The sequence below is a fragment of the Blastocatellia bacterium genome, assembly GCA_035275065.1.
Classification (GTDB): Bacteria; Acidobacteriota; Blastocatellia; order UBA7656; family UBA7656; genus DATENM01.
On record DATENM010000064.1, the window covers coordinates 173,792 to 192,621 of the forward strand.

The window sequence follows — 18,830 nt, forward strand, 5'->3', positions numbered from 1 at the left end:
TCTCTTGCGCGAGTCTCATCACTTCGTCGAACGTACGCCGAGCAGCGTGTTGAAGCCGATACGGCTATGTGCCTTGGGATCGGTTTGACCGGCGGCGCGTTCGCCCGCCGAAAAGTCGGGCAGCCTCAGGCTCGGAAAGACCGGGACCAGATAGAAGATCGTGTGCGCCGGCTTTTCCAGCTCGATCAGCGCATAAGCGATGATCAGCTTGCGCTGTATCTCTGGAGCTGTCCTGTCCTGTCCGCCCTGTTTGTCCATAAAAGAGAGCAGCACGCCGAAGGCATGCTCCGGCTTGCCATCCCCCTTGCCATCAGGCTTGCCGTCAGCGTCGACACCAGCCCATTTCTGATAGCCATCGGCGACGTTCCAGGCAGGGTCTTTGGTGTCGGCCAGGTCGTCGCCTTCCAGAATCGTCGGCTCTGCCCCTGTGAAAATCCTGAGAAGTTGCTTCATGCTGTCCGACGTTCCGCGTTTCTTGTAGAGGCTGATGACCTGGGCCAGAAACTCGCGCTGGAGGTTGACCGGCAGGTCGGCCCGCATGCCGAACGCCATCCAGCCGGCGAGCCAGGGCAAGAACTCTTCGGGCGCTTCTTTCGGGTTAAAGTAGTTGCTGATGCCGGCGATGGTCGCCTCCAGGCTGCGCAGCGGCGGGTCGCTAGCACCAATCAGTATCTGCTCGAAGGCTGACAGGTAATCGGCGAGCAAGTCGTCCGCGTGAAAGACCGCCGGCAGATACTTCAGCAATTCGCCCGATGGCTGTGGATCGCTCGACATAATTCGTCTCCGCTTTATTTCTTCAAGCCGCGCGGCTGGGGCGCAGTCTCGGTTGCAAACTCGCTTTGGATGATTTGAAAATCGACCAGCTCGAAAGGCTCAAGCTTGATAAAGTCAGCCGCTTGCTGCGTCACCCTGCCGGTCGCCGGATCAATAAGCTGTAACGGCGTGGCGTCCTTTTTGATTGCGACGAAGTTCACGCCGGGCAAACCCGCCAGCCGCTCGATGATTTCTGAAAGGTAGACGGCGCGGCCAAAGGGCCAGCCGTTGCCGTCGCGCCAGCCGATCAGCGGATGAAAGAAGCGGCTCAACTCTTCCTGGGCGGCCTTTTCGGCGTCGGCTTCGACCGCGCCCGGCTTGAGATGGAGGGTGACATTTTTCACGGCGATGCGCTTGTAACTCGGTCCCGCCACATTCAGCCGGGTGGTCAGCAGCTTGCGCGTCGCCAGGTCTGCTTTTATGGCGTTCAGCAGGGCGTCGCCCCCCTGCTCAGGCAATAGCGGAACCGATTGCACGGCAACTTGATAGGCGCTGGCCTCAGCCCGCTCCGGCGGCTTCGTGGCCGCCACGCGAACCCAGTACATCTCTTTGCCGTTGACGGTTGACGGTTGCCAATCGGTTGGCGGCGTAAAGGCAACCAGGCCGCTCGCGGCCCAGCCCGCCGTCAAATCCGCCACCGGCAGATTCGCCCATCGCGCCTCGCCACCGTCTTCGTCGCCGCCCTGCGAGTAGGTGAATTTCAGCGCCCGGCCCGCGACGCGTGTATGAAGATTGAACCGGATGGCATCGAATTTTGATTCCATCCCGACGTAGAGATATTCGCTTTCCTGCGAGACGAGATGGAACTGGATATGGCCGGGCTTGCGAATGTCGCTTGAGTGGTCGCTGTACCCGTTATCCTTGTTCACCAGCACGGTCGGGCGCAGGACCGGAACGACAAAGACCTTGATGACATCGACCGGCTTATCGTTGCGCTTATCCTTCAAGGTGGTGGTAAAGACCCGCGCCACTTGCTCAGGAAAATTCCCCAGGACCAGCCGGTTGAAGTCCTCATAGGTGACGGCGCGATAGGGCGTGCGCAGCTCGGTCACGACCCGGCGCACCTCTTCGGTCAGCCGGGCGCGGTCGGGGTAATCCTCCGCTTTCCGCGCGCCCTTGTAATCGATCAGGTTCAAAAAGGCGATGACATTTTCAACCGTCACGCGGTTCAGCCTGTAGATCAGCATCTCGGTCACAAAGGCCAGCATCTCGACGAGCGTGATGCCCGGATCAGATTCGTTATGGTTCGTCCATTCCGGCGCATAGACGGGGATCATCGCCCGCGCTTCCTCGACCAGGCTGGCGTAGGTTCGATCATCGAGATTCGGTAATTTTATCGGCATCGCGCTCCGCGTCCCGCAAATCATTCCCGGTTGTAAGGCCCGGCTCGCGCCGCTGGCGAATCAAAACCGGCAGGTCACTTCATGCTTGCCGGAAGCAACCAACTGGTATTCGCTCATGTCCTGGTCGGGCGTCAGCTTCATATCCAGGCTGATGACGTGATCAACTCCGGCAATCTGTTCGATCAAGTAATAGAGGTCTGAATGGTGCGGCTGGCGGCTAAAGTCCCAGCCCTCGCCCGCAAACCCACCGGTGAGCGGATGCAGGAAACCGGTGATCTTTTCCAGCACCGCAAGCTTCAACTCGCCGGCGATCTCAAGCGAAGTTGGCGCAATCCCGACCGTGACGCCAACCTTGACGTAATTGGGCTCGACGACCGTAAGCTCGACGAGCGGCGATTTCCGCTCGTCAATGAATTCCTGCACGCGTCGTTTCATCTCCAGAGTCGGCAGCGGTTCGGAGTCGGTCAAGCGGGGCACGACGATCAGCCTGACATTGCCGACATCCTCTTCTTCATAGACCCTGACGCATCGTGCGCGCGCCACGTCGGGCGAAGCCAGCATCGCCAGGTCTTCGTAATCTTCATAGGTGACGGCGCGACCGCCGTGGCGAATCATCCGCGGCATGCGCTCGACGAGCGATTCGTAAGCTTCGGCCTCTGCGCCGCCCGACGCCGCGACATAGTTGTTGACGCCCTCGACATAAGGCAGGCTGGTTCTGAGCTGAGTGATCGTGCCCGCAGGCTTGTTGCCGCTCTGGCCGCCGCCCGTCCGGTAGCTGGCCATGCGAAGGTTGCCGCTGGCAAGGGGCGGGATCATTCCACTGATGCCGTCGCCGAAGCGCGCTTCGCCCGCCAGATGATCGAGCACGTAATGGCGGTCGCGCGGCCCTGAGCCGTAGAAATCGGCCACCTGCTGCCATCGCACCCAGACCTCAAGCGGGCGGCCCGCTTCGTCTCTGACGACCGAGATGGCATCTTCGCCTCCGTGCTTCTTGATCTCGTCTTGCTCCATGCGCGAAGGCATTTCAAGCTCGCGCACTTCGAGCCACTGCCCTTCAAGCACAGGGGCAAGCGTGGTGCGGAAGGTCTGATTCTTGCTGCCGTCGCTCGATCCCATCACTTCATCCTTGATCCGCGTGGCGTGACTGGCCATCACCGTGTTGAGCAGCAGGGCCGCAATCTGCGGCTCGCTGGTGTACTTGCCGCTCTTACGGACAGCGCGCAGCCAGTAAAGCGTTTCGCCGAATTCAGCGCGCGGCGCAAAGTCGGGCGGCGCAAGAAACTCGATGACACCCGACGCGGTGAAGTTCGCCGTGGCGTCAATGACCGTCAGGCTGGCCCAGTCGCCCTTGCCCGCGCCGGTCGCGTATTGCCATTCGATCTCCGGGCGCTCCGTGGCGTCGCTCTCGCCGGAAGCATGGACGTAAAGACTCAGCTTGCTGTTTGGCATCCCGGTCAGATTGGCGGGCGGCGCGAATCCGAGATAGAAGGCGGGCGGCGCATCATTGGAAGCACGGAAGGGGACGAATTTCGCCTTATCCGTATCACTCAGCGCGGCGCGATTCTCGTAGGTGAAGTCGTTGTAGGCCACAACGGCCTCCGGCTCTTTGTTCGTCAGGTTGGTCTCGTAGCTGACACGAATCGAGCTGATCCGCGGCGCGGCGGCGGCGATTGATGTGTAGGTGTAGTTATCGCCGTCCTTTACGACTTTGAGTTCGGCCCTCGGCCCATAGCCGCCGGTTTCCAGGCGCGCGCTCACCCAGTAGCCTTCGACGCCGTTGACCTGAGTGAGCTTCGGGCTTGCCTGCAAGGTGAAGCTGATTTTAGCCCCGGCTGTATCTGTCGGCTTCTTGAAGCCCTCTGTGTTGTCCGTCAATTTGTTCGGCTCGAATGGCGTCCAGGCGGTGCCGTTCCAGAATCTCCATGCCACGGCGGCGTTTAGCTGGGCCGGCGTCGGCGTTTGTCCGACCAGGCTCAGCACGACATCGAGCGTCACTGTGCCGTCGGCTTCCGCGAAGTCAGGATCGAGCTTCAGGTAAAAGGTGTCGCCCGGCAGCGGGCTTTCGCCGAAAGGGTAAAAGCCGCGGCTCAGATCAACCGGGATGCTGTTGGTGAAGGCGCGCTCGATGCTCTGGTTTTCCCGCTTGAAGGTCGCGCTAAAGGTTATCGCGCTCATGGCGGGCAGCTTCGTGGCGGCGGTGATTTTGTCGATCAGCCGAACGCGAAGCCAGCGTTTAACGATCTCATTGATGGCCGTCGGCGATGGCTTGATGCCCTTCAGATCGAAATTTGCGATACCGGTTATCTCGCCGCGCCACTTCTCTATCCAATCGCCCTTTGCTTCATCCCAGACCTCCGCGGCGACGTTCGGTCTGCCTTCCCCGGACAGCGTCGGCTTAATCGTGATGCTCGTTCTTTCGCCGGGGTGGGTGAAGATTTTATCGTGCGCGATGTAGAGAACGTGTTCGATTGGCCTTGCGGTTGGCGGGGCGGCCTGAAACACCGGCTCCTGGCCGCGTACGCCCGACGCGGAGAGCAATAAGAAATGATCGGCGTAAGCGTCACTCGTCCGGTCGCGGGTGAAAGCGGCCTTCAGCCTTACCGCGGTGACGATCAGCTCGCTTTCGGTCGCAAAGACGGCGGGCTCCTCTTCGCCCGCCGCGGCGACGGCAGCCACTTCGGTCCGGGCGGGAACGACAGCGCCGCCAGCGCCTTCGGCAAGCCGGAAGGTGAGCGGCACGCGCGCCGACCGCGGCGGCAACAGCGCCGCCCCGAGCAAGTCTAAGAAGGCGAGAAAGTTTTTGTCCGGGACGCGATTCAGCCGGTCGGTGATTAATTCGCCGAAGCGCGCGAAGACTTTGAGCAGCGCCCGACTCGTGCCCCGCGTAGGATCAAAGCCCTCCCAGTTCGGGCCGGGAGCCGCCGCCGCCAGCCGTTGTTTAATCAGCTCCGCGACCTGCTCGAAGATGTCAGGCGCGGTCCGCGGATCGATCTTTGGCGCGGGCTCTCTCACTACGCCGAAGTCCTTTCAAGATAGAATGGGTAGACCAGGTTGAACAGGTTGTCGGTGGCGCGAACTTGATAATCGATGCTGATCAACAGGCGCTCGCCCTGCCCCTCGGAGGTCACATGGACGGCGAGCACATCAATGCGCGGCTCGAAAAACAGCAGCGCGTCTCGCACTTCTTCCTCGATGCGCCCGGCCGTCGACGCGGAGTTGGTCTCAAAGACGAGGTCATAGATGCCGCAGCCGAAATCCGGGCGCATGACGCGCTCGCCTTTCGCGGTGCCCAAAATCAGCCAGATCGATTGGCGAACGCTCTCTTCGTAGTCGGCGGTGCGCAACACCGCCTTGTCGCCTTGCTTTACGGCATCGAGCGGAAAAGACCACCCGACCCCGAGAAACGGTTTGGACATCCTACTCTCCTCATCCGATGAAGACTGTCCCCACGGCGATGACCGTGCCCGCGGGACTATCGGCGGGATCGTTGCAGGTCATCGCCGCGTCGCCATTGCGCGCCGCCGCCTTGCCATTGATCTTCACTGTCGGGCTGCCGATCTGAATGGTCGCCTTGTTCGACGGGTTCTTTTGAAAGGCCAGGCCCGGCGGCATGGGAATGTGCGGCGGCAGGTTGTCAGCCGTGCTGCCGACCGTCGCCGCAGGCCTTCCCATGATCTTCACATCCTGGCTCAGGCCGTCGTTGAGGATTCCGGCGAACGGGTGCGGCAAAGGCGTCGGCACCTGGCTCGGGCCTGCCTGAACCATGACGATGTGCGTATCAACGGCGACGACCTGGTCGCCCTGTTTAGCTGCCGGTTGTCCCATAACTCAATTGATGTTGACCGCCGCTCCTTTGACATTGAGGGTGCCTGAAGCCTTCACATCGATCCCGGCTGCCGCTTCGATCTTGGTGTCGGCAGAGGAAACGATTTCAATCTTCTGGGCGTCGAGCTTGATCGTGCCTTTCGGCGCCGAGATCGTCACATCCTTGTCGGCAGCGATGGTGATGGTATTTGTCGCCGTCTCAATCGAGACCCGATTCTTGCCGCTCTTGTCGATGATCTCGATCTTTTCTTTGCCGTCTTCGTCGGTCAGGCGGATGACATGGCCGCTGCGCGATTTGATCAGGCGCACATCATTCTTGCCCTCGCCGAGTTTCAAAGGCGGCTTCGTCTTGCCGCTCCACAGCGAGCCGATGACGTAGGGGAATCTGCCGTCGCCGTGCTCGAAGGCGACGAGCACTTCGTCGCCGATTTCCGGCATAAAGTAGATTCCCATTCCATTGCCGGCCATCGGCGCGGTGACGCGCGCCCAGGTGCCTTCCGCGTTCTCGCCCAGCCAGGGGTAGTTGACCTTGACGCGGCCCAGCTTCTCCGGGTCCTCGACGCTCGTCACCATCGCGACCACCACGCCATAGGATTTGTGCGCCGGCTCTCGCTCAGCGAGGCTATCAAGCAAGGCGCCGCTCATGCTCATATGGAATTCCTCCGCGCGCTGAAGTTGGTCGTATAGCCGCTCTCAAAATCGAAGCGGTGCGTCGTCCCGGTCAGGCAATAAAGCCCTTTGAACGACGCGCTCACCCCGGCAATCTCGATGATCTCGCCGGGTAGCATGGCCGCCGAGCCTACCGCCGAGCCGCTGGCCTCGATCAGATCAAGCGACACTTTGTTGAGGCGGGCGAGGGCAAAATGGTTAGCTTCCTCCTGCGTCATCACCGGGTGTTCGCTGATCAGGTGGACGGCTTGATCGTTACCTTTGAGCAGCGTCGAGGCGCTCTTTGTGCCGCCCATCGTCCAGGTTTCATCGCCGGCCATGGCCCGGCCCGTGATGGCGGCCTGCTTCGCCACGTCCCAGCCCTGGACGACCACCTCGCTGACCTGCCGCGCCAGCGACAGGTGAGCTTGAAAATCGATCAGCGTGTTATCGTCCACGGCCAGTCTCAGCCTGGGGCTGGCGCTGCGTAAGGCGGGCTTAAAGGTCATCTCCTTATGAATCACGAAGAGGTGGTAGTTCATCTCTTCGGCCAGCCGTAACAGGAAGGCCATGTCGGTCTCCCCTTTTTGCTCGACGTATTCGCGGGTGTCGCTGCTATCGTGCACTCGCGGCGTCAGCCCCGCTTCGCCGGCAAGCTTGCGCGCGATGTCGCTCAATTTGAGATTGGCGAAGGCGCGGCGTTTTTCGCCTCTGGTCATGCGATGGCTCAGGTCAAAAGCGCGCACCGTCATGCGCGGCGGCTGCGAAGCGGGCAGCGAAAGGTCTATGCCCATGACCGTACCGTAAAACAACGACTCCAGGCTGTTCCGGTAGCCCATCTTGACTTCGACAATCGTCCCGAGCGCAAACCTGTCGTCTTCCATCCAACCCATGCCCTGATTCTCGTCATAGCCTTCCATCTCCAGCGCGAACATGCCCGGCTTGCCGATGGCGAGATCAACCGAAGCCGACAAGGCAAACGACAGCAGTGACTCGTCCGGCCTCTGCCCGCCGAAGACCATCTCACAGGCGGCAATTTGATCCTCTCTGACCGGCATAAAGCCGCCCCCTCACTCCGTCTCAGGAATTTGCAACGACCTGCCGACTTCGAGGCGGCGCGGATCATCGATGCCGTTGATCTCCGCGATAGCCCGCCACGCGCCCGGGTCGCCGTAGACTTCGGCGGCGATGCCATTCAGAGTATCGCCGCGCCGGACGACCCGCGTGGTAAAGATGGGGTCGGTCTTGCGCCGGTCTTTTTCCGCCTCTTTCCCCCAACCAAGGAACTCTGTAAACGAGACGTTGACGTTGGCTCTAAGCGGCGTGCCACTGCTGTCGAAGAAAGTGAATTCCTGTTGCAACTGATTGACGACGCCCGTAAAAGGGAAATCGGAGTTGGCAAACCGGCTGCTGCCCCAAAAGATGCGACAGACCGGCGGGCGCATCGTGTTGCGGTTGATTCGCGTCAGCTCGACGAGCTTATTGGTCAGGGCGCGAACATCCCTGGTCGGCATCCCATCAACGAGGGGCGATTCGGTGACGTCGAAAAAGAGTTGCAGGCTGAGCGTGCGGCTGCCGCCGCCGACGAAACTGAGCAGCGGCGCGTTCAATGATTTGCGGCGATGCGATTGGTACTCGACACTCTTGCTGATGGAATAGGTGCTCGGGTTGAACAGCGCCACGACCTCGCTCAGATTGCTGTCCTGGGGAATGATTCGCAGTTTTTCTAGCGCCATTTGTTGATCCCTTTCCTTTCGCGTTCAAGCTTGAGGTCGAGCATAATCGCTTGCATCACACGCTCGGAGATGACGCGAATGACCTGCGGGCTGAGCTGCTCGACCTGCACCGGCGCGCTCTGCGTCTGAGCCCGCGCCGGCGTGCCGGGCAGTCCGCTTGCCTGTCCCGAAGGCGCGGCGGCGGGAGTGAATGGAGCCGGGGCGGCGGGCGCAACCGTAACGCCTTGCGCCGTGAGATGAGCGGCGCGCGGCGCATCCGACTGAGCGATTGGCGGCGCATCCATCGGCTTGCGCCAGATGATTTCCGGCCTCTCCAGATTCGCCGAATCATTCTGAATCTCAGGGGCAACCAGCGTGAGCGGATTGCGGCGCGCTGTGACAGCGCGCGCGCTCTGCGCTGCCACGTCAGCCGGCTGCGACTCGCGCGCCGTTTCGCGGCGGCGCGATAAGAGCGGCGGCCTGACCGTGAGCGGGGCAGCCGGCGCATTGGCAATCGGCGGCGACACGGCGGCGTCGCCTCGCGGTTGAACGATTGCGGCTTCACGGTCAGCAGGCCCCGCCAGTGGTTTTACCAGAGGCAACGCCGGCGCGGCGGCATCGTTCGACGACGAATCACTGACGACTTTGCGATCAGCGCGTTGCGCGTCGCGTGAGTCCGCACGCCCTTGCTCACTTCTCAAGGCCGCGTCCGCGCGTTTCAGTTGCACGTTTGCCTGTCTGTTCTCAACAGCGGCTTCGGCCTCCGGGCTTTCCGTGATGCGCTTTTGGAAAACGAATCCCTGCACCGCCTGATCGGTGGCCGGGCGCTCAGCCATACGGCCACCGGGCGGCGTCTTCTCGGTTGCCAAAATAGGCGGGGTTCGGGGCGAGGTCGTTTCACCCTGCGCCGGTCGCGGCGAAGTTGTTTCAGCCGGCGGCGATGGGCTGGACGAAGCCGCCTGCGACCGTCTGCCGGGTGATGACGTGGGTGATGACGCGGCGGCTTCGGGCATCTTGGCCGGCGGTCGGCGGCTGATGCGATAGGTTCCTTCAGGTGAAGCCTCCGGCTCGCCCCCCGGCTTTGCGGAGTGTGCCGCCAAAACTTCCGCAAGCCCCGAAGGCCGCTTGCCCCAGCCGCTCTGGCCATGCGGCCCCTCAGTTGGAGTCGCTCCAGCTTGAGCGTCAGGCGAAATAGATTGAATCGTTGTCGAGAAGATATTCGCCGGCTCGCTCGATGGATGGGGTGCGGCAAACAGCGGCTCACCCCCGGCTTGCATCTCTTCGACCCGGTAACGGCTCCGCAAGTGATCGAGCAGCGCGGTGCGCTGGCCGAGCCATTGCATGAAGCGAAAGTATTTTTGCTGAGCGTAGCGCACATCGATCACGCCCAGAGGCGCTGACGCCCTCTGCCAGAGCCGCTCATTCACAGCGTTTTGCGAAAGGTCAACTAATCGGCCTTCCGATTCTTCATGTGCGTCGCTCATTCCAGAATCCTTAGCGCGAGCGGAGAAAGCCCGCGGCTTTCGCGCCGCTACCGGCCACGGTGCTTGCCACCTTCGAATCCACGGAGGTCAGTCCCGCCGCCCCGGCACCGAGACCCGCCGCCATGCTTGCCAGCATGGGACGGCTCAACCCTTCGTGGACAAGCTCGATGCTTTCAAAGGCGATGTCGCTTGAGCCGGCCCGCAAGTCCGGCCCCGTCCATTTGCTCGGAAAGGCGTTCTTAAAATTCCACCAGAGCACCGGGAAGCGCATTTCGTTGAGCAAGTAAATCGTCCCATTCAACCGGATGACGTTGCCCTGAACCACGCGCTGGTGCCAGAGCCACAGTCCGTCAATTGGCGTCAGCCCATGCTTGAGCGTCAGCGCCGGCCAGCGCGTGCGCCCGGCGAAGCGGTGCACATAATTGTTCAACCCGCCTTCGGCGTACTCCTGCGTCTCGGTCTCCGCCTGCAAGCCGCTCACTTCCGAGAAGCCGCCGGAGAGAATGCCCTGAATCTCGACAAAGAAATTGAAGGTAAAGTAGGGATCAATGCGAATGCCTGTCGCATTGCTCAGCAGCGTGAATGCGGCGTTCAGTCCGACAGCGGGCATGATGGCGATCTCCTTTCGGTCAGATGGCTCGGATTCACTGCGGGTTCTTCAAGCCGGCGACGCGCCGCTCTGAACGGCTGCTAGGTCGGCCTTGCCTGCTCGTTGAGTCGCTCGTTGATTCTGGCGATTTCTGCCACCCACTTTTGACGCTCCAGGTGCTCCATTGCGAGAATCTGGTCGTGCGGCCAGTGGAAGTGGTAAGCGATGTAGGCTACCTCTTCATAGAGCCGCGCTATGGGGTAGCGCCAGGCCCCCCCGGGCTGGCAATCTCCAGTTCGAATTGCTGCTCGCAATGCGGGCACTGCGCCCGCACCCGCGCATGGCCATTCTCGTTGACGCGCCGGTAGAGGTCCTGCAAGTAGGCCAGGTCGGCGGCATATAACCCTTCGATGATCTTCGGGTTAATGTATTCAAGAGCGCCGAGCCTGGTAATCACACGCGCCAGCAGAATGACAATCAGGTAAGCCGGATTGCTCTGCACCCGCGGGTCTTTCAGCGGGGCGATCTCATCAAAGGCGGTCGCCAGCCGCATCCTGCCGTCGCGGTGCAGGTTGCCCTCGCCGTCGCGGTAGCCCATCGGCAAAGTAAAATCGATCTCGGTTTCTAACATAGTCCCCCTTCGGTCGTAATGGCCGAGGCCGCCGTCAGGCCGTGAGGGATTTCTCAAAGCCTGTTTAACCGCGCCGCCAATGATTGGGAAGCAAGCCCTGAGAAGCGGCGAGGCCGGGGCGACCGCCGCGCCGCGCTACAGGGCGACGCGCCACCGCAGAGCCGCGCTGACCGCCGCGCCGCTTTTAAGCCTTGGCGATCTCTTCGGGCGTGATCTCAAGCGTTTCGATGGCTATCGCCGCGCTGCCGGCATTGAACGATGGGCCGGTCCACTTTGACGGCCAGGCCATGAAAAAATTCCAGCGAATCTTTTCACTGCCGCTCGCGTCAAGCAGGATGATCGAGCCATTCTTGCGGATGGGTTTTCCTGAGACGACCGTCATTCTCCACTTCCATAGCTCGTCGGAATCGGTGATGCCGCGCTTCAGCGTGATCGCCCCGAACTTGGTCATGCCCGGCAGTTTCCTACTATGGCCAGGGTCCGAGCCTTCGCGATAATCGACCGAGTCTGTGCTCACATCGAGGCCGCTGACTTCCTGGAACCCGGCCTGGGTGATCCCATCAATCTCAACCAGAAAATTGTATCCGAGATACGGGTCCACTCTTTGTCCTGTCGCCATAAGTCTCTCCTTCGCTCTGCTCTAAGAATCGTTGGTCGGGCCGCCGCGCCGGGCAATCCGAGCGCCACGGCGCTGCTTCATTGAGGCGCTACGCCTGTGTGCTGAATGATCCGAACCACAATGAATTCCGCTGGCCGGGCCGGGGCCAGTCCGATCTCGGTGATGACTTGCCCGGCTTCGCGCGCCTCCGGCGGATTGGTTTCGCCATCGCACTTCAGAAAGAACGCCTGCTCGACCGTCTCGCCGGCCAGCGCCCCTGCCTTCCATAGCTCCATCAGGTAAGCGTCGATCTCTCGCGTGATGCGAATCCACAGCACCGGCGTGTTCGGCTCGAAGCTCACCCAACTCATTTTCAGGTCAACCCAGCGTTGCAGGGTCAGAAACAAGCGGCGGACGTTGATGTAGCGCCAATCCGGGTCGCGGCTGAGCGTGCGCGCCCCCCAGACGCGAATGCCACGTCCCGGAAAAGCTCTGAGGCAGTTGACCCCCTGCGGATTGAGCGCCTCCTGATCCGGCACGACGGGCACATGGGCGCCTTTCCCGCTCCCCGCCTTGTTCGCCAGAATTCCCAGATCGAGCGCGCCGAGTATCTCTTCGTTCGCGGGCGCTTTGAAAACGCCGGCGCGCCCGTCACTGCGCGCGTAGATGCCGGCGACGTGCCCACAGGGCGGCACGAGGCGGCCGGCATCGGTCTTGATCCAGGGGTAATAAAGCGCCCCGTTGACCGGCTCGCTGATTCCCGCCGTGATCCTTTGGCGCTGTTCGGTCACGGCTTCGGTCTCGGCTGGCCACGCGTCGAGTATGGCCATGCGGCCCGGGTTACGCTCGCAATGCTGAAGCAGGGCGAATTGCAATTGGTCGAGCGCGACCCCTTGATTCGCCGCGCCCGGATTATAGAACGTCAGCGCGTCGGGAATGGCGACCAGGTCGATGTCCGTCACGGGCGCTAAGGATTTGAGCGCTTCGAGCAGCGCGTCGCTGTCATCCAGGTTGAGCCCGGCGCAGGCGACGTAACAACGCCGCCCGCCATTCTGGAAATAACCGGCGACGGCGGCGGCCAGGTAGCTGCCCGGCGCGCTCTTGACCCTGGCGGCAAACTCATCCCATCGGCGCAGCGCGATGATGCGCGGGCGGGTCGTTTCCTCGTCGGCTGAATCAGCGAAGCCGACGAACCCGGCGGTGCCGGTCGTCAACTCCGGGCCGGGGCTGAGAACGACCTCCTGCCGATAAACACCGGGGATGTTGCGTGTCGAGCTCATCCGTACACCTCAAGCTATTGGCCCGGCCCAGCCCACTGACTGATGCGGAAGATGACGAACTCCGCGGGGCGAACAATCGCGACGCCGATCTCGGTAATGATCTGCCCGGTCTCGCGCGCATCTTTCGGGTTGGTCTCGGCGTCGCACTTCACATAGAAGGCTTCCTGCGGCGTGTTGCCGAACAGCGCCCCCGACCGCCAGACGCTGGTCAAGAAGGCGGTGACGTTGCGCGTGATCGTCTGCCACAGGGCCGGCGAGTTGGGCTCGAAAACCACCCACTGAGTGCCTTCGTTGATCGACTTCTTCAAGAACAGCAGCGTGCGCTTGACGTTGATGTACTTGAGGTCTGTATTCATGTCTCCGCCGACGGTGCGCGCCCCCCACAGCAGGACACTGTCGTTGATCACACGGATGCAATTGACGCCTTTGGGATTGAGGCCATCCTGCTCGGCCTTGCTCAAGGGCCGCGCGACGCCGAGCGCGCCCAGCACGGCTTCGTTGGCCGGGGCCTTGTGGACGCCGCGCTGCGTGTCTACGCGCGCATAGACGCCGGCGATGTGGCCGCTCGGCGGGACGTTGATCGTGCCGTCGCCATCGGGGTTGAGCGTCTTGGTCACGGGATCGAAGGTCTTGATCCAGGGGAAATACCATGCCGCGACATCGGTTCGCTGCGGCATCACGCCATCGGCGGCCGCGAGCCTGGTCAGCTTATCGAGTTTATCCACGGTCTCGGGGCTGTCGAAGATCGCGAAGCGGTCGCCCTTCCTGGAGCAGCGCGCGACAATCACCCCGCGCGCCGTGTCATCCGTGATGCCCGGCGCGACGACAATCGAGATGTCCTCGATGCGGTCGAGCGCGTTGAAGGCGGCGTCGAAGGCGTCGGTGCTGGGCGGCGTCTTGTCCTGGGCGCGAATCACGTAGCAACGGGTGCCGCCGTTATTGAAGTAACCGTAGACGGCGTGCGTCAGGTAGTTCTGCATGCGGTCGGACGAGAAATCTCCGAAACTCCGCTTATAGTCGCTGAAGCTGGTGCATAGCACCGCCGTGCCGGTCGGCACGGGCTTGAAGAAAGCAAACATCGTGTAATCCGCCGTCACCGGGCCGGTCGGCGCGGTGCTAAACTGCAAATAGAAACCGTCACTCTTACGTATGACCTGCACATTCGATTCGGGCCTGCCGTTTACCCAAACCTGAAAGGACTTCGGGTCAGGCAGGACAGGATTGTCGCTCAGTTTGAAGAGGGTTGGATCTGTGCCGCCTCTGGGAACCGGCTGTCCTTTCATTAAGCCGCCGACCAGGTAATCCACCGTGATCTCGGTTTTCTCCGGCAGGCTTTTGGTGATGGTGATCTGTGACTTGGTCGTGTCACTCGAAATGGTGAATGGCGTGTGAGGCGCCCCCCCGAGCGTGACCGTGGCCCCGGCCTGTATCGCCCGCGGATTCTTCAGATCAAAAGTGGTTGTACTGCCATCCTTCAGTTCCGCGCCGACGGGCTCATCCTTGGCCTGTGCCCGGTAGTCGAGGATGACGGAATCACCTGCGGCGAAGGTCGTTCCGGCGGGGAACGCCAGAGAGTATCTATTGTTCGCGCCTTTGCTGAGGGTTGCGCCGATTGGTGATTCTTGCCCCTGCTGATCCCGCTTCCTGACGCTGTAGGTTCCGGTATCGACGGCTGCTGGCTTCGCCTCGGCGGTCTGGAATTCAAGCTCGAAGCCCGTGCCGGTGCCGAGCTTGGTGCTGGCATCGGCAATCGTTTTCGTGACCAGGTAATTGTAGGTTGCTTTTATGTCATCTGTCTTTGCCGGAGCCAGCTTCACCGTGACGTAGGACGCTCGATTGACGTGATCATTTTCAATCGTCTTGACGACGGCGGGCATGGGAATTTGGATTTGAAAGGTTCCCGGATCATCCGAGACCGGGTAGTTCTCCAGCCGCGCCCGCTCGCTCCCATCGGCGATGATCTTCTCGCCGCTGACCTGAATGCTCGGCGGGACGGCGAAGGAATCCGGGATGATCCCAATGAAAGCCGCCGTGCTGGTGCTGACGCCGGCAATCGGCTTGATGGCCGAAGGCACCTCTTCGACATAGACCCCTGGCGATAGATACTGCGGCATAGCTTAGTCTCCTTTCTTCTGGGTCGCGCTCCCACGCGTTAGCTTGAGGTCGCAGCTACGTTCCGCCGCGCCCGGGATGGTGATGGACGTGCCTTCAGGGTTCAGGTCGGACTGCTTCCACGCGGACGCCGCGCGCAAGGTGTAGGTCCCGGTCGAAAGTCCCTCAAGGCTATAGCGACCCGCATCGTCTGCGGTCGCGCTGATCTCGGTCTCGTCGTCTGTGGCGGTGACGATTGCGCCCCTGACCGGCGCGCCCTCCGGGTCGGTAATTCTCCCGAAGATTCTGAACGGGCTTTCCACAACATCCGCATCTTTCTCTTGGCCGCGGCGGACGAGGTCCTGCCCGCCGGGCGCTTTTTCGCCGACGCGCAGCTCTCTTTTCTTCACCAGCGCCACCGGTTTCTCCGGCGTCAAGGCCGGCAGCGAAACGGTGACGGTGACGGTGAAAGCGGGCCGCAGCTTGCCGCCCAGCGCCGTCCAAAACTCCGCGGGATTCTTCACCCCATCGGCGGCCAGCGTCACCATCGGCAGCGGCGGCTGCTGCTCTTTGAGGCTCTCCCAGAGCATCTCGCCGGGGATGGTGGGGAAAGACGACAGCACTTGCAAAGCCTGGCTGAGCAGCGCCTGCTCCTTCAATTCCTTATCTTTTTCGGCGCTGCCGTACCACGCCGTGACCAAGTACGAGCAGGCGACGCGGCGCGGCGCGCGGCGCAAGATCGCCTCGCCGTTGTTGCGCTGGATGATCGGCTCGTTGCTCCGCAGCTCCATGTTTTCGCGGATGTCATAGAGGAACAGGTTGACGGTGCCGGTATCTTCGCCCTGGTAATTGTCTATGGGGCGGTCAAATTTGATCACCGCCGTGGCCAGAGCGGGAAAATCCTTTGCCAAAGCCTGGATCGAATCGGCCAATAAGGGGAACTGCTTCTTGAGGCCAGCAAAAAACTCTTTGAGGCCCTGGTCAGGCGGGGCCTGATTCAAGGTCAGCAGCGCCTGCAAAGTTTTGCTCAGGTGCTCGATCATCTCTGGCGCACTGTCAAAGCGCCGGGCCGAGGCGCGGCGGCGCTAAGCCCGTCCGAGTTTTTGATATTCGCGCCGCGCCGCCCGCAGGATGTGCGACATTTGAATCGCCGCGTTTTCGCCCGCGGCAAACGACGCCGCCGCCAGCGCGATGTTTCTGAGGTTGCCGCCAGCCAGCCCGATCTCGCTCGCCAGGCGATCAAGGTCGCCGCCGTCAATTGACAGCGGAGCCTGGGGCGGAAAGAGCCCTTTCCAGATGCGCCGACGGTAGGCTTCATCGGGAAAGGGGAACTCGATGATGAACCGCATCCGCCGCGCGAATGCCGCGTCGAGATTCTGCCGCAGGTTCGTCGCCAGTATGGCGATGCCGTCGTACTCTTCCATCTTTTGCAGCAGGTAAGCGACTTCGATATTGGCATAGCGGTCGTGCGCGTCTTTGACTTCGCTGCGCTTACCGAAGAGCGCGTCGGCCTCGTCAAAAAACAGGATGGCGCCGCTCGATTGCGCGCCGTTGAAGACCTGATGGAGATTCTTCTCGGTCTCGCCGATGTACTTGCTGACGACCTGTGAGAGATCGATTTTGTAGAGATTCAAGCGCAACGCGTTGGCGATCACCTCGGCAGCCATCGTCTTGCCGGTGCCGGGCGGGCCCGAAAACAACGCGGTCACGCCCCTGCCGAGCGCCAGCTTGTTGCCGAAGCCCCAGTCGCCATAAACCGTGTGGCGACTGCCGGCTTGCTCGCAAAGCTCGCCGAGCTGCGCCAGTTGATCGGGCGGCAGCACAATGTCGTCCCACTCAAAGACCGGCTCGATCTTCCGCGCCAGCGCGCCCAGCCGCAGCCCTGCCTGAGCCGAGCAGCCGGCGTAGAGGTCTTTCAACGTCACTCGCGCACCATCGGGGGCGCGCCATTGGGCGAGGTTCTCGGCAAAGCTCACTGCCGCCTGAATCTGGCCCGCCGTCAGCTTAAAGCTCGAAGCCAGCGCCCGCGCCTCCGCCTCATCCGTCGGCAGGCCGTGCCGGCGCAGGTGGCCTTCCCAGAGCTGCTTGCGCTGCCGGTCATCGGGCACAGGAAAATTCAGGTGAACGAATGGGGCGCGGCTGAACGGCGCGGGCAGGTCCCGGTTTTGATTGCCGAGCAGAAAAACCGGCGGCGAGAACGTGCCCATCATCTCAAGCAGCGAGTTCAAACAGGCGCGGCGTGCGTCGTCGGCGAGTAAGGCGTCAAACGCTTCAAGGCACAACGCGGCGTCCCGCAAAGTGGCTTCTCTGCCCAGCCGCCAAACCGCCTCGTCAAAAGCCGGCTGGGCGTCCGGCATTCGGCTCACATCGGCGACCAGCAGCCGGAGCCCTAGGTCGCGGCAGACCGTTTCGGCGAGCGCGCGCTTGCCCGACCCGTCAGGCCCTGAGAAGAAGAAGACCGGGCAGCCGGACGATGCTTCGGGGCGATTGCGCTGCTCTTCGCGGCGATTGCGCGGCGCTCCGATGAAATCGTTGATCTGTCTCCTGGCCGCCTCGTCCACGGGCAGCGACGGCGCGCCGGCTTCAGGACCGACCAGTCGGGCCATGCCATCCAGTTGCGCATCAATCTCCGGGAAGCCGAGCAGGAAGTTGACGACGCCGTCCTCAAGCTTTGCCGAGCGCGAAAGCAAAGTCGCGGGGCCGTCGAAGGCGCCGTCGGCGACCCGCAAGAGGCGATACTTGACGAGCGGCGCTCGCGGATCAAATCCCTGCCGCGCCGCCAGGCGCTCGTCGAGCGTGTCGCACAGTAGATTCAGCAGCAGGTCTATGGAAGGCATCTTAGCGGTGATGTCATCTTGCAGATACGCGAAGAGGCTATCGTATTTGCGGTCGATTTCGGGCGCGAGACAGATCAGCAGGCAGCGGCCTTCAAATCGCGTCAGCCTGAGGACTTCGCAGAGGCGCGGCAGGGCAAGATCAATCCCAGCCGCAAGACTCGACGCCTTCTTACGCTCAATCAGGGATTCGAGAGAGCTTAAAAAATGGATTGCCGCTTGCCGCCTTGCGCCTTGAGGGCTGCCATCCTCTTCATCTGCGCCGGCGGGCTCCTCGGCAACCAGCGCGTCAACTTCTGCTTTCGACATCACCAGGCCGCGGAATCTGTCCGCGGGCGCCGACGGCGCTTCCTGCTCAAGCAGCTTCAGGCGGATGAGACTATCCAGCCATTTCATCTCGTCGCGGAGATGCTCTAAATTGGAGGCGTATCTGATATCCCCTGGCTGGTCAATTGCCGGTTCGGCGGCAGTTAAGTGCATATACGGCCTCGTGAGGCTAGAACTGAGCAAGAGCCGCTTAGTAATACCAAACAGCGAGAGGTGATCGCCAGAAGATGGTGCCTCTGGGCAGGAGGTTATTTATTAACTACACAGATTTTTTGGTACGACCGGTCCTTGGATTGCTATATCCGCTACTGTAAAGGCTAGCGGAGTATATACCAACTTTTTAAGAAGGACAAGAAAATAGGGCTCCCGTTTGGGGGCCCATTTTAACCGTTTGGTTTTTCGGCGAGCCGGTCTCTTCCCTCTCGGGGAGGCCAGCAAACCGTTGACGCGATCTGATCAAAAAGGACGCGGCCGTCATCCTCTAACGACCATGACCTCGTGGCCTCTGCGAGGCTATGATTGACAAACAGATGATACGTCCCGTATCGTTGCGTGGGCGCTGGTTATTGCTCTTAGGCTGGGGATTGAGGACGAAGAGCTGAACACAGGGACAAGGCTAGAGCTTATTAACCAATCGTACTAGCGCCCGCAG

General features: G+C 61.6%; 17 protein-coding genes. All 17 read right to left on the bottom strand.

Annotated elements, in window-relative coordinates; all coding sequences use genetic code 11:
- Positions 1–18 precede the first annotated feature (18 nt).
- Positions 19–774 (bottom strand): phage tail protein, encoded by a 756-nt coding sequence (locus VJ464_15515; GenBank protein HKQ06541.1) that lies wholly within the window; start codon positions 772–774, stop codon positions 19–21.
- Positions 775–788: 14 nt separating this feature from the next.
- Positions 789–2,156 carry a hypothetical protein gene (locus VJ464_15520; protein ID HKQ06542.1) on the bottom strand — a complete coding sequence of 456 codons (1,368 nt, stop codon included), beginning with the start codon at positions 2,154–2,156 and terminating at the stop codon, positions 789–791.
- Between the two features lie 60 nt (positions 2,157–2,216).
- Entirely contained in the window at positions 2,217–5,168 is a 2,952-nt protein-coding gene (locus VJ464_15525) for a putative baseplate assembly protein (protein HKQ06543.1), read from the bottom strand.
- Positions 5,168–5,572 carry a GPW/gp25 family protein gene (locus tag VJ464_15530; protein HKQ06544.1) on the bottom strand — a complete coding sequence of 135 codons (405 nt, stop codon included), beginning with the start codon at positions 5,570–5,572 and terminating at the stop codon, positions 5,168–5,170. Before VJ464_15530 ends, VJ464_15525 begins: the two co-directional genes overlap by 1 nt.
- Before the next feature lie 10 nt (positions 5,573–5,582).
- Complete coding sequence (locus tag VJ464_15535; protein HKQ06545.1) at positions 5,583–5,981, bottom strand: PAAR domain-containing protein; 399 nt, start codon at positions 5,979–5,981, stop codon at positions 5,583–5,585.
- A 3-nt stretch (positions 5,982–5,984) separates the two neighbouring features.
- Positions 5,985–6,632 carry a phage baseplate assembly protein V gene (locus VJ464_15540; GenBank protein HKQ06546.1) on the bottom strand — a complete coding sequence of 216 codons (648 nt, stop codon included), beginning with the start codon at positions 6,630–6,632 and terminating at the stop codon, positions 5,985–5,987.
- Positions 6,629–7,687, bottom strand: a complete 1,059-nt coding sequence (locus VJ464_15545; protein HKQ06547.1) for a contractile injection system protein, VgrG/Pvc8 family — start codon at positions 7,685–7,687, stop codon at positions 6,629–6,631. Before VJ464_15545 ends, VJ464_15540 begins: the two co-directional genes overlap by 4 nt.
- A 12-nt stretch (positions 7,688–7,699) precedes the next feature.
- Positions 7,700–8,365 (bottom strand): LysM peptidoglycan-binding domain-containing protein, encoded by a 666-nt coding sequence (locus VJ464_15550; protein HKQ06548.1) that lies wholly within the window; start codon positions 8,363–8,365, stop codon positions 7,700–7,702.
- The gene (locus tag VJ464_15555; protein ID HKQ06549.1) at positions 8,356–9,828 is read right to left on the bottom strand and encodes a hypothetical protein; all 1,473 of its coding nucleotides are present in this window, start codon (positions 9,826–9,828) and stop codon (positions 8,356–8,358) included. The genes VJ464_15550 and VJ464_15555 overlap by 10 nt, the downstream gene beginning before the upstream one ends.
- 10 nt (positions 9,829–9,838) lie before the next feature.
- Positions 9,839–10,438, bottom strand: a complete 600-nt coding sequence (locus VJ464_15560) for a phage tail protein (protein ID HKQ06550.1) — start codon at positions 10,436–10,438, stop codon at positions 9,839–9,841.
- 80 nt (positions 10,439–10,518) lie between these two features.
- Entirely contained in the window at positions 10,519–10,674 is a 156-nt protein-coding gene (locus VJ464_15565; protein ID HKQ06551.1) for a DUF6760 family protein, read from the bottom strand.
- Entirely contained in the window at positions 10,671–11,048 is a 378-nt protein-coding gene (locus VJ464_15570) for a phage tail assembly protein (GenBank protein ID HKQ06552.1), read from the bottom strand. The genes VJ464_15565 and VJ464_15570 overlap by 4 nt, the downstream gene beginning before the upstream one ends.
- A gap of 184 nt (positions 11,049–11,232) precedes the next feature.
- Entirely contained in the window at positions 11,233–11,667 is a 435-nt protein-coding gene (locus VJ464_15575) for a phage tail protein (protein HKQ06553.1), read from the bottom strand.
- 77 nt (positions 11,668–11,744) lie between these two features.
- Positions 11,745–12,926 (bottom strand): phage tail sheath subtilisin-like domain-containing protein, encoded by a 1,182-nt coding sequence (locus tag VJ464_15580; protein HKQ06554.1) that lies wholly within the window; start codon positions 12,924–12,926, stop codon positions 11,745–11,747.
- 14 nt (positions 12,927–12,940) lie between these two features.
- The gene (locus tag VJ464_15585; GenBank protein HKQ06555.1) at positions 12,941–14,803 is read right to left on the bottom strand and encodes a phage tail sheath subtilisin-like domain-containing protein; all 1,863 of its coding nucleotides are present in this window, start codon (positions 14,801–14,803) and stop codon (positions 12,941–12,943) included.
- Positions 14,804–15,043: 240 nt separating this feature from the next.
- Positions 15,044–16,060 (bottom strand): Pvc16 family protein, encoded by a 1,017-nt coding sequence (locus VJ464_15590; GenBank protein HKQ06556.1) that lies wholly within the window; start codon positions 16,058–16,060, stop codon positions 15,044–15,046.
- A 42-nt stretch (positions 16,061–16,102) separates the two neighbouring features.
- The gene (locus VJ464_15595; GenBank protein HKQ06557.1) at positions 16,103–18,331 is read right to left on the bottom strand and encodes an AAA family ATPase; all 2,229 of its coding nucleotides are present in this window, start codon (positions 18,329–18,331) and stop codon (positions 16,103–16,105) included.
- Positions 18,332–18,830: the final 499 nt, after the last annotated feature.

Coding starts and splice junctions, on each gene's coding strand:
- VJ464_15515 (HKQ06541.1), bottom strand. CDS start 774: ATGTCGAGCGATCCACAGCCATCGGGCGAATTGCTGAAGTATCTGCCG.
- VJ464_15520 (HKQ06542.1), bottom strand. CDS start 2,156: ATGCCGATAAAATTACCGAATCTCGATGATCGAACCTACGCCAGCCTG.
- VJ464_15530 (HKQ06544.1), bottom strand. CDS start 5,572: ATGTCCAAACCGTTTCTCGGGGTCGGGTGGTCTTTTCCGCTCGATGCC.
- VJ464_15535 (HKQ06545.1), bottom strand. CDS start 5,981: ATGGGACAACCGGCAGCTAAACAGGGCGACCAGGTCGTCGCCGTTGAT.
- VJ464_15540 (HKQ06546.1), bottom strand. CDS start 6,632: ATGAGCATGAGCGGCGCCTTGCTTGATAGCCTCGCTGAGCGAGAGCCG.
- VJ464_15545 (HKQ06547.1), bottom strand. CDS start 7,687: ATGCCGGTCAGAGAGGATCAAATTGCCGCCTGTGAGATGGTCTTCGGC.
- VJ464_15550 (HKQ06548.1), bottom strand. CDS start 8,365: ATGGCGCTAGAAAAACTGCGAATCATTCCCCAGGACAGCAATCTGAGC.
- VJ464_15555 (HKQ06549.1), bottom strand. CDS start 9,828: ATGAGCGACGCACATGAAGAATCGGAAGGCCGATTAGTTGACCTTTCG.
- VJ464_15560 (HKQ06550.1), bottom strand. CDS start 10,438: ATGCCCGCTGTCGGACTGAACGCCGCATTCACGCTGCTGAGCAATGCG.
- VJ464_15570 (HKQ06552.1), bottom strand. CDS start 11,048: ATGTTAGAAACCGAGATCGATTTTACTTTGCCGATGGGCTACCGCGAC.
- VJ464_15575 (HKQ06553.1), bottom strand. CDS start 11,667: ATGGCGACAGGACAAAGAGTGGACCCGTATCTCGGATACAATTTTCTG.
- VJ464_15580 (HKQ06554.1), bottom strand. CDS start 12,926: ATGAGCTCGACACGCAACATCCCCGGTGTTTATCGGCAGGAGGTCGTT.
- VJ464_15585 (HKQ06555.1), bottom strand. CDS start 14,803: ATGCCCGCCGTCGTCAAGACGATTGAAAATGATCACGTCAATCGAGCG.
- VJ464_15590 (HKQ06556.1), bottom strand. CDS start 16,060: ATGATCGAGCACCTGAGCAAAACTTTGCAGGCGCTGCTGACCTTGAAT.
- VJ464_15595 (HKQ06557.1), bottom strand. CDS start 18,331: ATGCACTTAACTGCCGCCGAACCGGCAATTGACCAGCCAGGGGATATC.